The 13,095-nt window shown below is 70.5% G+C and carries 13 protein-coding genes; 7 read left to right on the forward strand and 6 right to left on the reverse strand.

Translation table 11 applies throughout. The annotated features are described in order from the left end of the window. Window positions 1-17: 17 nt before the first annotated feature. On the forward strand, window positions 18-980 hold the full coding sequence (locus VGJ96_05445) for a hypothetical protein (GenBank protein HEY3286553.1): 963 nt from the start codon (window positions 18-20) through the stop codon (window positions 978-980). A gap of 201 nt (window positions 981-1,181) precedes the next feature. Here the strand turns inward: VGJ96_05445 and VGJ96_05450 are convergent, their stop codons facing one another. From VGJ96_05450 to VGJ96_05465, 4 genes are read right to left on the reverse strand one after another with little or no spacing between them, the layout of a single operon-like run. Beyond that, window positions 1,182-1,976 (reverse strand): MBL fold metallo-hydrolase, encoded by a 795-nt coding sequence (locus tag VGJ96_05450; GenBank protein ID HEY3286554.1) that lies wholly within the window; start codon window positions 1,974-1,976, stop codon window positions 1,182-1,184. Next, window positions 1,973-3,016, reverse strand: coding sequence for a sugar phosphate nucleotidyltransferase (locus tag VGJ96_05455; GenBank protein ID HEY3286555.1), 1,044 nt, complete (start codon window positions 3,014-3,016; stop codon window positions 1,973-1,975). Before VGJ96_05455 ends, VGJ96_05450 begins: the two co-directional genes overlap by 4 nt. Continuing rightward, complete coding sequence (locus VGJ96_05460) at window positions 3,013-3,417, reverse strand: response regulator (protein ID HEY3286556.1); 405 nt, start codon at window positions 3,415-3,417, stop codon at window positions 3,013-3,015. The genes VGJ96_05455 and VGJ96_05460 overlap by 4 nt, the downstream gene beginning before the upstream one ends. Window positions 3,418-3,430: 13 nt before the next feature. Continuing rightward, a complete protein-coding gene (locus VGJ96_05465) occupies window positions 3,431-3,784 on the reverse strand; it encodes a roadblock/LC7 domain-containing protein (protein HEY3286557.1) in 354 nt (117 codons plus the stop codon). A 109-nt stretch (window positions 3,785-3,893) separates the two neighbouring features. On the opposite strand from VGJ96_05465, the gene VGJ96_05470 reads away from it, so the two are divergent. Genes VGJ96_05470 through VGJ96_05485 form a run of 4 tightly spaced genes read left to right on the forward strand, consistent with a single transcriptional unit; the run spans window position 3,894 to window position 9,187 of the window. Further along, entirely contained in the window at window positions 3,894-4,493 is a 600-nt protein-coding gene (locus VGJ96_05470; GenBank protein ID HEY3286558.1) for a hypothetical protein, read from the forward strand. A gap of 3 nt (window positions 4,494-4,496) precedes the next feature. Then, window positions 4,497-5,771 carry a serine--tRNA ligase gene (gene serS / locus VGJ96_05475; GenBank protein HEY3286559.1) on the forward strand — a complete coding sequence of 425 codons (1,275 nt, stop codon included), beginning with the start codon at window positions 4,497-4,499 and terminating at the stop codon, window positions 5,769-5,771. Window positions 5,772-5,774: 3 nt separating this feature from the next. Then, window positions 5,775-6,944 carry a HAMP domain-containing sensor histidine kinase gene (locus tag VGJ96_05480; protein HEY3286560.1) on the forward strand — a complete coding sequence of 390 codons (1,170 nt, stop codon included), beginning with the start codon at window positions 5,775-5,777 and terminating at the stop codon, window positions 6,942-6,944. Continuing rightward, window positions 6,941-9,187 (forward strand): UvrD-helicase domain-containing protein, encoded by a 2,247-nt coding sequence (locus VGJ96_05485; protein HEY3286561.1) that lies wholly within the window; start codon window positions 6,941-6,943, stop codon window positions 9,185-9,187. The genes VGJ96_05480 and VGJ96_05485 overlap by 4 nt, the downstream gene beginning before the upstream one ends. Here the strand turns inward: VGJ96_05485 and VGJ96_05490 are convergent. After that, the gene (locus VGJ96_05490) at window positions 9,184-10,143 is read right to left on the reverse strand and encodes a zinc dependent phospholipase C family protein (GenBank protein ID HEY3286562.1); all 960 of its coding nucleotides are present in this window, start codon (window positions 10,141-10,143) and stop codon (window positions 9,184-9,186) included. The genes VGJ96_05485 and VGJ96_05490 overlap by 4 nt on opposite strands. A gap of 4 nt (window positions 10,144-10,147) precedes the next feature. Beyond that, the gene (locus VGJ96_05495; protein HEY3286563.1) at window positions 10,148-10,930 is read right to left on the reverse strand and encodes a hypothetical protein; all 783 of its coding nucleotides are present in this window, start codon (window positions 10,928-10,930) and stop codon (window positions 10,148-10,150) included. Window positions 10,931-11,024: 94 nt separating this feature from the next. Here VGJ96_05495 and murA point away from each other — a divergent pair, with 94 nt between their 5' ends. Both murA and VGJ96_05505 read left to right on the forward strand, forming a co-directional pair. Beyond that, complete coding sequence (murA, locus tag VGJ96_05500) at window positions 11,025-12,308, forward strand: UDP-N-acetylglucosamine 1-carboxyvinyltransferase (protein ID HEY3286564.1); 1,284 nt, start codon at window positions 11,025-11,027, stop codon at window positions 12,306-12,308. Beyond that, window positions 12,305-13,003 carry a polyphenol oxidase family protein gene (locus VGJ96_05505; GenBank protein ID HEY3286565.1) on the forward strand — a complete coding sequence of 233 codons (699 nt, stop codon included), beginning with the start codon at window positions 12,305-12,307 and terminating at the stop codon, window positions 13,001-13,003. The genes murA and VGJ96_05505 overlap by 4 nt, the downstream gene beginning before the upstream one ends. Window positions 13,004-13,095 lie beyond the last annotated feature (92 nt).

Consider the following 13,095-nt stretch of genomic DNA (forward strand, 5'->3'; position numbering starts at 1 on the left):
CATCGCGAGGCGACGTCATGACGACGCGGCAGCACTACGAGGTGCTCTTTGACCGGCATCCGGCGAACCCGATTCTCACGGCGGCCGACTGGCCGTATCCGGCGCATACGGTCTTCAACGCGGGTGCCACGAAGCTGGCGGACGGCACGACGCTGCTCCTGTGCCGCGTGGAGGACCGCCGCGGCCACTCGCATCTCTGCGCGGCGCGCTCCGCGAACGGCGTGGACCGATGGGTGATCGACCAGACGCCGACGCTGCAGGCCGATCCCGAGCGCTATCCCGAGGAACTCTGGGGGATCGAGGATCCGCGGATCACCTTCGTACCGGAACTCGGCAAGTACGCGGTAGCGTACACCGCCTTCAGTAAGAGCGGTCCCGGCGTGGCCCTGGCGATGACGACCGACTTCACGTCGTTCGAGCGCTTCGGCCTCGTGATGCAGCCGGATGACAAGGATGCCGCGCTGCTGCCGCGCCGCGTGGACGGCAACTTCGCCATGCTGCATCGGCCGATGACCGATGTCGCGGCGCACGTCTGGATCTCGTACTCGCCGGACCTGACCAACTGGGGCGGGCACAAGCTGGTGCTGCAGGCACGGCGCGGGTCGTGGTGGGACGCCAACAAGGTGGGGCTCTCGCCGCCGCTCATCGAAACCTCGCGCGGCTGGCTGATGATCTACCACGGCGTGCGGCAGACCGCGTCCGGGGCGCTTTACCGTCTCGGGTTGGCCCTGCTCGACCTCGAGCACCCCGAGCAGGTGCTGCGACGCGGCGACATGTGGGTCTTCGGTCCCGAGGCGCCGTACGAGTGCAGCGGCGACGTGGGCAACGTCGCCTTCCCGTGCGGGACCACGCTCGGCGCCGACGGCGATACGGTCTACATGTACTACGGGGCGGCCGACACAAGCATCGCGCTGGCGACGGGGAGCATCGCGCAGATGCTGCGCTGGCTGGATGAGCATGGGAAGGAGACAGGTCGATGAGTCGAGACTGAGGACCTGGAATCCGGATTGGGATTCAGGATTCCGATCAAGGATTACGATCGACGATGGGGCCGGGCGAGCAATCGCCCGGCCCCATTCATTATCCCCCTTCCCCCGCACCACACCCCGCACCCCACCCCCCGCACCACACCCGGCTCCCTGCACCCTGCACCCCACCGTGTCCGTCCCCCTGCACCCCGTCTAAAGCCCGAGTTCGTACTGCGACTGCCCCCCTCCCGGCAGCGTCACCTCATCCTGTGCCGCGCACGCCAACGCGCCCCTGAACACGGTCTTCCTGAGCGCGTCTTTCGCCGCGCGCAGCGCCACCGCCGGCAGGTTGTTCTTCTGGCTGAGATGCGCGAGCAGCACCTGCCGCAGCCCCTTGTGCACCACGCGCTGGAGCAGGTCGCCCGTCTGCCGGTTGCTCAAGTGCCCCGTGTCACATGCAATCCGTTCCTGCAGGAACGGCGGATACGGCCCGTTGCGCAGCATCTCCTCGTCGTGATTGCTCTCGAAGACCAGGTAGTCGAGCCGCGCGAAGGCGACGGCGAGTTCATCCGGCACGTGGCCAAGGTCCGTCGCGACGCCGAGGCGTGCGCCCGAGCGCGTCGCCGTGATCACCACCGCCGCCGGCTGCGCCGCGTCGTGCGGCACGCGCACCAGTTCCACGGTGCAGTCGCCGACGGTCCTCGGCCTGCCGTACGCCAGGGCATGCAGCCGGTCCGGCGGCACGTCGCGAACGCCAGTGAGCGTCCCGCGCGTCGCGAAGACGGGCCAGCCCCACTTGGCCACGGCCTGCGCGATCCCCTTCACGTGGTCGATGTGTTCGTGGGTGACCACGATCGCGCTGACGGATTGCGGCGCGACGCCGGCGTCGGCGAGCCGCTTCGCAAGGATGCGAGGGCCGAGCCCGTTGTCCACGAGCAGTCGCGTCTCGCCCACTTCCACCAGCGTCGCGTTCGCCTTGCTCCCGCTGGCCAGCGTGCAGAATCTCAACGGTGGTTCCGCAGCGCGTCCGGCAGCGACTCGAGGAGCGGCTTGAGGTTGCGCGCCTTCTCCTCGGTGGTGACGAGCACCACGCCGTGGTGCTCCACGACGACGAGATCCTGCACGCCAAACAGCACGACGTCGGCGCCGGCGGCGTACACGACATTTCCCGACGATTCGCGCAGGTGGACGCGACCGTGCGCCACGTTGCCGTCGGCGTCCTGCCGGTGCACGCCGCGCAGCGCCGACCAGTTGCCCACGTCGTTCCACCCAAATCGTCCGGGCAGCACGAAGACTTTCGCGCTCCGCTCCAGCACGCCGATGTCCACCGCGATGGGATCCTTCACCCCGCCAAAGAAGGCGGACGCGTCGTCCCCCGCCGCGGCCAATGGCTGCGCCACGGGTGGACAGTGCGCGGCGAGTTCGTCGAGGAAGACCCCCACCGGCCACGCGAAGATGCCAGAGTTCCACAGCGCGCCCGCCTTCACCAGCGCTTCGGCGCGCGGCAGGCCGGGTTTCTCGGCGAAGCGCGCCACCCGGTGCGCCGCGCCGGCCGTGGGCTCGCCGACCTCGATGTACCCGAGCCCCGTGTCGGCGTGCGTCGGCACGATTCCCACCGTGACCAGTCCCTGCGTGCGCACCGCCTCGGCGGCGGCGAAGGTCAGCGTCTCGCGAAACCGCGGCACGTCGCCGATGGCCCAGTCGGCATGCACCGAGAGCATGACGGCGTCCGGGCCGGCCAGTTTCGCGATGCGCGATGCCGCCCACGCCAGCGCGGCCGCGGTGCCGGCGGGGCGGGGCTCCGCGAGCACGTGCGCCGCCGGCAATTCCGGCGCGATGGCGCGCACGCCGTCGGCCAGCTCGGCGTTGGTCAGCACCATGGTGCGCTCGGCGGGGGCCACGGGGGCCAGCCGGTCGAGCGTGTCGCGCAGCATCGGCCGGTCGGTGATGAGCGGGAGGAACTGCTTCGGCTGCTCGGATGTGCTGAGCGGCCAGAAACGCGATCCGACGCCACCGGCGAGAATCACCACCCACGTCGGCGCGCTCATGCGCCCACCGTCGGCGCGTCGGCGCCGTCATCCATGCCGGTCAATTCCATGACGCGGGCGTACAGCCGCTTTGGGCTGAACGGCTTGGTGATGAAGTCGGACGCGCCCAGGCGCATCGCCTCGTCATAGCGCTGGTCCTGCCCGGCGGCCGTGAGAATCACGCAGGGGAGGGCGGACCAGCGCGCGTCGCTGCGCATGCGCGCAAGAACTTCGAGCCCCGTGAGGTTGGGCATCATGAGGTCGAGCAGCACGAGGCGGATGTCGGGGTGCGCGGCCAGCGCGGCCAGCGCCTCGGTGCCGTCGAAGACGAGCGTCACCTGAAAGGGACCCTGCTCGAGCTTCGTCTTGACGATGCGGCCGATGTGCGGTTCGTCGTCGGCCACGAGCACGTGGCACGTCATGCGAGGGCGCCGGTCAGACGAGGGACGCGATGTTCGCGCGGTTGCGCCGCAGCTCGTAGAGCAACTGGGCGAGGTTCACCGTCGGGAGCGCCAGCACCAGGAGCACGGCATCCGGCGACAGGGCCGAGACGATGGCGACGCCGCGTTCGTACTCCAGGACGGCGGTCTGCAGGCCGCCCTGGGTGCTGGCGTGCCCCATTTCTTCGGCGGCGATCAGCACCGGGGGGACGTGGGCGGCCACATTCTCGGTGTCGACGGCGGGCACGCCCTGACCGTCGATCACGAGGCCGTCGCGGCCGAGCACGATGGCCGCCTGCACCCCCTCCCGCTCCCGAATCGCAGCCACGAGGTCGCGAATGGTCGGCATCGCCCGCTCCGGTGTAGAAAGGTTGCCGAAGTGTACGCGCCGTGGGGGCGAAGTCAAGCGGAATTCGCTTCCCCTGCCGTCGCCCGACCGCTACTTTCACCAGCAACCCATGCTCACCACGAAATTCGCACTTCGCCGCGGTCGCCGCGCGGTCCTTGGCTCGTTGCTCCTGATCGTGGCCGCGCTCGCGTCGGCGGCCTGCAGCGATCCGTTCAAGCTCAAGGCGTCCTACGCCAACGAACCGTTCACGTATTCCGTGTACGGGATGTCGGGTTCGGGGCCGTCCAACGCGCCAGCCGCGCTCGATCTCATCGGCCGGTCGCCGGTGAAGGTGGATGGCACGCTCGCCTTCGACATCGCCTTCGACTTCGACGGCACCGGGAAGATTCTCGTCATTCCGCAGAAGCTGGTCGGTACGCCGATGAACGGCGGACGCGCGGTCGCGTTGCAGCGCATCAGCGGCGCCTACGAATCCGTCCTGCTCGCGCCGCAGCACAACTGGGTCACCGATTCCATCGTGGCGCTGGCGCCGGGCGAGACGGTGGGCGTGCGGATGATCTCGGCGAGCTGCATCTATCAGATGTCCAGCGAGATGTACGCCAAGGTCGTCATCGATTCGGTGAAGGCGGGCGGGCTCATCTTTGGCCGCGGGGTCATCAATCCGAACTGCGGCTTCCGCTCCTTCGCGACCGGGATCCCGGACAAATAGGCCATGCACGACATCCGGATGGTGCGTGAGCAGGCGGCCGCGCTGCGCGACGGCATGCGCCGCCGCCTCATGCTCGACCAGCTCGAACCGGTGATTGCGCGCCTCGAGAGGCTCGACCGGGAGCGCCGCCAGGCGATCCAGCTGGTCGAGGAGAAGAAGGCCGCCCGCAACGCGGCGAGCCAGGACGTCGGGCGCAAGAAGAAGGCGGGCGAGGACACGGCCGAGTTGCAGGCGCAGACGCGCGCGCTCGGCGAGGAGATCGCGCGCCTGGAGGCCTCGCTCGCCGAGACGGAGGCCGCCATCCAGCAGGGGCTCTACGAGGTCCCGAACGTCACCCTTCCGGAAGTCCCCGCTGGGGATGAGACGCACAACACGGTGGTGCGCAGCTGGGGCACGCCCCGTGCGACCGACGGGGTGAAGCCGCATTGGGAGGTGGGCGAGGCGCTCAGGCTGCTCGACCTGCCGCGCGGCGCCAAGATCAGCGGCTCGGGCTTCATCGTCTTCCGCGGGGCGGGCGCGCGGCTCGTGCGCTCCCTGATGAGCTTCATGCTCGACCTGCACACGCGCGAGCACGGCTACGAGGAGCTGTGGGTGCCCGTGGTCGTGAACCGCGCGGCGATGACGGGGACGGGCCAGCTGCCGAAGTTCGAGGAGGACATGTACGCCCTCACCGGCGATCAGGGTTTCCTCATTCCCACCGCCGAGGTGCCGGTCACCAACCTCTATGGCGGGGAGATTCTCGACGCGTCGCAGCTTCCGATGGCGTTCACGGCGTACAGCCCGTGCTTCCGTCGCGAGGCGGGCGCGGCCGGCAAGGACACCCGCGGCCTCTTGCGCGTGCACGAGTTCGACAAGGTGGAACTCGTGCGCTACTGCCGCCCGGAGGATGGCGCCGCGCAGCTCGAACTGCTCACGGGGCACGCCGAGCAGGTGCTGCAGCGGCTCGGGCTCCCGTATCGCGTGGTGCTGCTCGCCGCGGGCGACACCGGCTTCAGCAGCGCCAAGACCTACGATCTCGAGGTTTTCGCGCCGGGCGTGGGCAAGTGGCTCGAGGTCTCGTCGTGCTCCGTCTTCACGGATTATCAGGCGCGCCGCGCGAATATCCGTTTCCGCGCCGCCCCGGGCGAGAAGCCGCAGCACGTCTACACCCTGAACGGCTCGGCGCTCGCCTTCCCGCGCGTCATCGCGGCGCTCCTCGAGCACTATCAGCAGCCGGACGGTTCGGTGCTCATCCCCGAGGCGCTGCGACCGTACGCCGGCGCCGACGTGCTGCGGTAGCGCATGCGACGCCGGGTGCCGGTGATCCTGGTCGCGCTCGGTCTCCTGGTGCTGCTGGGGTCGTACGTGTGGTACGCCCAGCGCGTGGTCGATGAACTGCGCGGCGAGTCCGAGCGGACCAGCCGCATGTTCGCGCGGGTGTACGGCGCGCTCGCCGACACGACCACCGGCGCCGAGACCGCGGCGCTCATGGGGCTGTCGCAGGAAATCCGCGAGCTTGGCGTGCCGGTCATCGTCACCGACGCGCAGGGCAGGCCGACGGCGTTCGTGAACATCCCCGGTTTGGGCAACGGGCTGGTCAGTCCTGCCGATCCGCGCTTCGCCACGCTGTCCGACCTGGTGCGAACGCTCGACCGGCAGAACCAGCCCGTGGTGGAGCCGGGGGTGGGACAGATCCACTTCGGCAACACGCCGCTGGTGCGCGGACTCCGCATCATCCCGCTGCTCCAGGTGGCGATGCTCAGCCTCCTGATCGTCGCCGGCATCCTGGCGCTGGGCGTGCGGGCGCGGGCGGAGCGGGAGCGCGTGTGGGCGGGGATGGCGCGCGAGGCGGCACACCAGTTGGGCACGCCGCTCTCGTCGCTGCAAGGCTGGCTCGAGCTGCTGGCCGAGCGGGGCGACGGCGACCCGGCCGCCGAGTCGGCGCGGCAGCATATGCAGGGCGACGTCGACCGGCTGGAGCGCGTGGCGCACCGCTTCGAGCGCATCGGGCGGCCGCCGAAGCTCGTCCCGACAGACGTGGGCGAGGCGACCGAGGCCGTCGTGAACTATTTCCGGGCGCGCGTCCCGACGCTGGCCAACACCGTCGTCGTCCAGTTCGAGCGTGGCGAGGGACCGCTGGTGGTGCCCGTGGATCGCGTGCTGCTCGAATGGGCGGTGGAGTCGCTCGTCAAGAACGCGGTCGATGCGCTGGCGGGGCGGGGCGGCACGATCTCGGTGCGCGTGGATCGCGCGGCGGGCGGCGGCGCGCGGGTGCGCGTGGCCGATGACGGACCGGGGATCCCGCCCAAGCTTCGGCGCAAGATCTTCGCCGCCGGTTTCACCACCAAGGAGCGCGGCTGGGGCATCGGTCTGCCGCTGGCGCGCCGCATCGTCGAGGAGTCGCACGACGGCCGGCTGGTGCTCGTCCCGTCTGATCGCGGGGCGGTGTTCGACCTCGTCTTCCCCGGATGACGCCGTCGCCCCCGCTGGGTGATGTCACCCTGAACGCGGCGCAGCGCGCCGCCGTCGAGCACGGCACTGGGCCGCTGCTCGTGCTCGCGGGCGCCGGTTCGGGCAAGACGCGCGTCCTCACCGCGCGGGTGGCGCGCATCGTCGAGGAGCTGGGCGTCGCGCCGCATCGCGTGCTCGCCGTCACCTTCACCAACAAGGCGGCCGGCGAGATGCGCGAGCGCATCGGCCGCCTGCTCGGCGCCGAACCGCGCGGCATGTGGATCGGCACCTTTCACGGCATCGGTGCGCGGCTGCTGCGGCTGCACGCCGACCAGGTGGGGCGCACGCCCGAGTACACCATCTACGACGAGGACGACACGCTCACCGTCGTGCGCCGCCTGATGGATCGCGAGAAGGTCTCCGCGAAGGACTTCGCCCCCAAGGCGGTGGTCGCGGCGATCAGCGACGCCAAGAATGCGCTCGTCTCCTCCGACGAATACGCGCGGCTCGCGCTGACACCGCTCGCCAAGGCCGTGGCCCCCGTCTACGCCGCGCTGGAACCCACGCTGCGCGCGCAGAACGCGGTGAGCTTCGATGACCTCCTGGTGCTCCCCGTGCAGATCCTGCGCGCGAATGCCGAATTGCACGCGCACTACGCCGCGCGCTTCGAGCACGTGCTCGTGGACGAGTATCAGGACACCAACCACGCGCAGTACGAATTCGTGCGGCTCCTTTCGGGGCCGGAGGGGAATGTCGCCGTCGTTGGCGACGATGATCAATCCATCTACGGATGGCGCGGCGCCGATGTGCGGAACATCCTCGACTTCGAGCGCGACTATCCCGGCGCGCGCGTCGTGCGGCTCGAGGAGAACTACCGCTCCACGCCGGGCATCCTCGCCATGGCGAACGTGGTGATCGCGCAGAACGCCGAGCGGCGCGGGAAGACGCTGCGCGCGACGCGCCCCGGCGGCGAGCCGGTGACCGTGCTCAAGGCGCTCGACGACCGCGACGAGGCCGACGCCATCGCCGATGCCATCGAGCATCGCCGGCTGAACCTGCGCGAGCGCCCCTCCGAGGTGGCGGTGCTGTACCGCACCAACGCGCAGAGCCGCGCCATCGAGGAGTCGCTCCGCCGGCGCAGCATCCCGTATCGGCTCGTGGGCGCGGTCCGCTTCTACGACCGGCGCGAGGTGCGTGACCTGCTCGCCTGGCTGCGGCTCGCCGCCAACCCGGCGGACGACGAGGCGTTCCGCCGGGCGATCACCGCGCCGCGGCGCGGCATCGGCGACGCCACCGTCGAGCTGCTGGCCGCCACGGCGCGCGCGCAAGGCGCGACGCTGCTCGACATGGCGCGTCGCTCCGGCGAACTCGACGGCGTGCGCCCGGCCACGCGCGCCGCACTCGGCGAGATCACGCAGCTCGCCGATCGCTTCCGCGCGAGCGCCGCCGACGCCAGCGTCGACCAGCTGATCCTCGAGATCCTCCAGGCCACCGGCTACGACGAGGCGTTGCGCGCCGAAGGGCCGGAGGGGCTCGACCGGCTCGACAATGTGCGCGCGATGGTGGAAGGGGCGGCGGAAACCGTGGTCGACGACGGCGGCGAGCTGGGGCTGCGCCCCCTCGATCACTTCCTGCAGAAGGCCATGCTCGTGACCGCGGCGGACCAGCTCGGCGCGGATGCGGAGGCGGTGACGCTCATGACCGTGCACACCGCCAAGGGGCTCGAATTTCCGGTCGTCTTCATCGCGGGCCTCGAGGACGGGCTCTTCCCGCTGGCCCGCGCCTTCGACGATCCGGCGATGCTCGAGGAGGAACGCCGCCTCCTGTACGTCGGCATCACGCGCGCCGAACGGAAGCTGACACTCACCTACGCAATGTCGCGGCGCCGCAACGGCGAACTGATGCCCGGCATCCTGTCATCGTTCCTGTCGCCCGTGCCGCGCGAGCTGTACGACGCCCAGATGACGGCGAAGCTGCGCGGCAGTGCGAACGCGTTTGCCTATGGGTCGCCGGCGCTGCGCCGTCCGGGAGTGCCGATGTCCCGTCCGGCGGCGTGGGAAGCGCCTTCCGAGGAGGAGTCGCAGGTGGCGCCGCGCTACATCAAGGGGGCGCGGGTGCGGCACAAGGCGTTCGGCAGCGGGACGATCGTCGAGCTCGGCGGGGCAGGGCGCGATACGAAGGTCACCATCGAGTTCGATGACGAAGCCGTGGGGCGCAAGCGCCTCGTCGTCGCCTTCGCCGGGCTGGAGCGCGAAGACGACTAGCTCACCTCTCCCCGCGCGGGCACGTACAGCGGCTCCGCGAGCCGGCTCGTGAAGCCCAGCGACGTGGCCGGGAGACCGAAATGCCGCAGCGCCGCCTCGCGCGCCGTGTCGCCGTCGCCGCGCCGCAGTGCCGTGCGCCGCACCGCCTTGGCGGCGCGCAGCGGTTCTTCCCCCGACGGATCGTGCGCATACGGCTCGCTGCCGTCCGCGCGCCGCAGGAAGTCCACCACGTAGTCGAACGAACGCGTCAGGTACGCGCCGACCTCGCGCTCCTCGAGATCCCAGCGGCTGCGCTCGGCCATCAGGTTGAAGACCCGCTGCCAGCTGTCCGCGTCCGTCACCCGCACCATGCCGCGGAAGATCCGGCGGTTGGTGTGGGTGCTGAAGATCGTCGGGCTCAGGATGCGATCGAGATGGTCGTCGGCGCGGCCGTGGTCGAGCAGGATGATCTCGTGCGCACGCCGGCTGTGGCGCGCGCCCAGGTGCCACTCGAAGCGGCTCTCCCAGTACGAGTGCCCGATGGCGCTCGTGCTCGAGGTGGCCGCGAGCTGATGCGGGACGAACCAGTTGTGGGCCACGACATCGGCGGCGAGATGCGCCAGGTAGCCATACGCAAAGGCCTGCAGCGTCTCGTCGCGCGCGCGGTCGAGGATCTCGAGGCCCACGTACCAGTGATGGCAGTGGCGTCCGAAGCGCGCGTACTTCTTGGCCAGGCTCGTGTCGGCGGCGATCGATCCGTACAGAAAGTCGTACGGGAAGGCGAGCAGCAGGTCGGCCAGTTTCGGCGGGAGCAGGAAGGCCGAGCGCAGCACCGCCTCGCCCAGCAGGATGTGCGTGCCCGGGGTCCAGGCGTGGGCGACGGCCGGGGTCAGCACCAGCAACACGACGATCAACGCGAAGCCGCGCCCAACCGTCGCGAGTCCCCGATGGGAGCGCGCGAATCGTGCCAGGGTCACGGGCCTACGGCGCGGGAGCGTCGCCGGCTGCAGGTCCGGGCGCGCCGCCACCCCCGCGGCGACGGCGATTCCGGCGCCGGCGCGAACGCGGGCGCTCCGTCGACGCCTCATCCGCATAGGGGGACTCCTGCCCCTCGCCGTCGTCCGCCAGGTGCCTCGGTTCATCCAGCTCCGCCGCATGAACCTCGCGTGGCTCCTCGAACAGGTCGGGCGCCGGCTGGGTGTCGAGGCGGCGGGGCGCGTCGTCCCGTCCGGCCGCCCGCTCGTGGCGTCGCGGTGCCGGCTCGCCGCGGCGGTGCGGTGGCGCCGCCTGCGGCCGGAAGAGCTGGCGCCCCGCCTTGAAGGTGCTCACCGCCGCTTCTGCAATGTCGGCGACGGCCTCGGCCTTGCTCGTCACGCGTCCCAGCAGCTCACCGAAGTCATCGATGCGATCCGCAATCCCGCTCACCGAATCGCGCACGCGTTCGGTCGCGTTGGAGAGCGCCTCGGCGGCGGCCATGGCGTCCTGCTTCACGGCGTCCGTCAGGTCACGGACGTTCTCCGCGGCGGCGGTCGCACTCGCCACCATCGGGTCGATCTTCGACGCCAGCCGGCTCAGCTGCTCCTGCATCGCCTGCTGCGCCTTCCACATGCGGAAGAAGATCACCAGCAGCAGGATGAGCGCGACAAGCGTGACGATCTGCGCGAGTCCCGCGGCAACGAACACGACCTGTTCGAACCCGCCGCGATCGGGCGGAACCTGGCGCACCAGCAGCGTGTCGGCGGCAGCCTGAAGGAGAGAGTGCATATCCGTAGCTTCCGCCGTTGCGGTGGCAAACGCAAGGGCGGGCGGTCCGCGCCTCCAATTCCCGAACCCGTCTCGCAGGCGTAAGTTTTTGTCCATGAAATTTCTCGTCGAAGGCGGCCGGCCGCTCAGCGGCACCATCCGTCCCTCCGGTAACAAGAACGCAGCCCTGCCCATCGTGGCCGCCACGCTCCTCACCGAGCAGCCGGTCACGCTGCAGAACGTGCCGCGCATCAAGGACATCGAGATCCTGGTCGAGCTCCTGGCCACGACCGGCGCCGAGGCGAGATGGAGCGGACCCAACACGCTGAGCGTCCACGCCAAGTCCGTGTCGGCGCGCGCCCTCGACCTCGAGAGGTGCAAGCGCATTCGCGGCTCCATCCTGCTGGCCGCGCCGCTCCTGGCGCGCTGCGGCGAGGTGACGCTCTCGCCGCCCGGCGGTGACGTCATCGGCCGCCGCCGGCTCGACACGCATTTCCTCGCGCTGCAGCAACTCGGCGCCGACCACGTGCTCTCCGACCAGATCCGCTTCACGACGAAGGGCCTGGTGGGGGCGGATGTCTTCCTCGACGAGCCCAGTGTCACGGGCACCGAGAATGCGGTGATGGCGGCGGTGGCGGCGCGCGGCACGACCATCCTGCGCAACGCCGCCAGCGAGCCGCACGTGCAGGACCTCTGCGAATTCCTCGTCGCGCTCGGCGCGCGCATCGAGGGGATCGGCACCAACACCCTCACGGTGTACGGCGGCGCGACGCTGGGCGGCGCCACGCATGCGATCGGTCCCGACCACATCGAGGTCGGCTCCTTCATCGGGCTCGCGGCGGTCACGCGCAGCGAACTGCGCATCGCCGGGGCCGGCGTGCGCCACCTGCGCTCGATCCTCATGGGCTTCGAGCGGCTCGGCATCACCGGCCGCACCGAGGGCGATGACCTCATCATTCCCGCCAAGCAGTCGATGGTCATCCAGAACGACCTGGGCGGGCACGTGCCCAAGCTCGAGGATCAGCCGTGGCCGGCGTTCCCGGCGGACGTGATGTCCATCGCCATCGTCACGGCGACGCAGTGCCACGGGCTCATCCTGATGTTCGAGAAGATGTTCGAGTCGCGCATGTTCTTCGTCGACAAGCTCGTGTCGATGGGCGCGCGCATCGTGCTCTGCGATCCGCACCGGGCGCTCGTGGCGGGCCCGTCCGAACTGCGCGCCGGGACGGTCGAGAGTCCCGACATCCGCGCCGGCATGGCGATGCTCCTCGCGGCGCTCTGCGCCAAGGGGACGAGCACCATCAAGAACGTCGGACAGATCGATCGCGGGTACGAGCGGATCGACGAGCGGCTCAACGCCCTCGGCGCGAAGATCACGCGGGTGCCGGAGGACCGGTGAGCGGCGCGCTCCCGCCGCGGGAGCGCGTCCCTTCGTTCGCCGTGCTCGGACTGACCGCCTTCACGACCACGCGTGAGGCCGGGACGTACGGCTTCACGGATGACGCGCCCGTGCAGGCGGTGAGCGACCGTTGGTTCGCGCTGATGCGCGGCACCGGCGGCCGCCTGGCGTCGGCGCATCAGGTGCACGGCGCCAAGGTGATCACGCACCGCCCCGGCTGGGACGGCTGGCTGCGGGTGGACTCGGCCGACGGTCACGCCACCGCGCACCACGACACGGCGCTGGTCGTGACGATCGCCGACTGCGTCCCCGTCTTCATCGGACATCCGAACGGCGCGTCGGCGCTGCTGCACGCCGGGTGGCGCGGCGTCGCCGGCGGCATTCTCGACGCCGGGCTTCGCGCCCTGCAGGCGATGGGGTGCCACCATCGCGACCTCGTGGTGCATCTCGGTCCGGCCATCTGCGGGGCGTGCTACGAAGTGGGCCCCGACGTCTACGCGCAGCTGATGCGGCGGTCCGCGGAGCGCGCGGCGCCAGTGGACTTGCGCGCGCTGCTCGCCGACCAGGCGCGCCTTGCCGGCGTGAAGCAGGTGGAAACGAGCGCGTGCTGCACGCGCTGCCACCGCGATCGTTTCTTCTCGCACCGCGGTGGCGACACGGGCCGGCAGGTGGCCGTGATCGCGCCGGCATCTTAGACTTTTCCCGCAACGGACGCGATGGCGCGCGGAATTCGGCAGCGGTGGTCCCCCTCGCTGCATTCAACTAGCAGGCTAGGGCCGACGAAGGT

It is taken from the genome of Gemmatimonadaceae bacterium (assembly GCA_036504815.1).
Lineage (GTDB): Bacteria > Gemmatimonadota > Gemmatimonadetes > Gemmatimonadales > Gemmatimonadaceae > PNKL01.

Coding starts and splice junctions, on each gene's coding strand:
- VGJ96_05445 (HEY3286553.1), top strand. CDS start 18: ATGACGACGCGGCAGCACTACGAGGTGCTCTTTGACCGGCATCCGGCG.
- VGJ96_05455 (HEY3286555.1), bottom strand. CDS start 3,016: ATGAGCGCGCCGACGTGGGTGGTGATTCTCGCCGGTGGCGTCGGATCG.
- VGJ96_05460 (HEY3286556.1), bottom strand. CDS start 3,417: ATGACGTGCCACGTGCTCGTGGCCGACGACGAACCGCACATCGGCCGC.
- VGJ96_05465 (HEY3286557.1), bottom strand. CDS start 3,784: ATGCCGACCATTCGCGACCTCGTGGCTGCGATTCGGGAGCGGGAGGGG.
- VGJ96_05470 (HEY3286558.1), top strand. CDS start 3,894: ATGCTCACCACGAAATTCGCACTTCGCCGCGGTCGCCGCGCGGTCCTT.
- serS (HEY3286559.1), top strand. CDS start 4,497: ATGCACGACATCCGGATGGTGCGTGAGCAGGCGGCCGCGCTGCGCGAC.
- VGJ96_05480 (HEY3286560.1), top strand. CDS start 5,775: ATGCGACGCCGGGTGCCGGTGATCCTGGTCGCGCTCGGTCTCCTGGTG.
- VGJ96_05485 (HEY3286561.1), top strand. CDS start 6,941: ATGACGCCGTCGCCCCCGCTGGGTGATGTCACCCTGAACGCGGCGCAG.
- VGJ96_05495 (HEY3286563.1), bottom strand. CDS start 10,930: ATGCACTCTCTCCTTCAGGCTGCCGCCGACACGCTGCTGGTGCGCCAG.
- murA (HEY3286564.1), top strand. CDS start 11,025: ATGAAATTTCTCGTCGAAGGCGGCCGGCCGCTCAGCGGCACCATCCGT.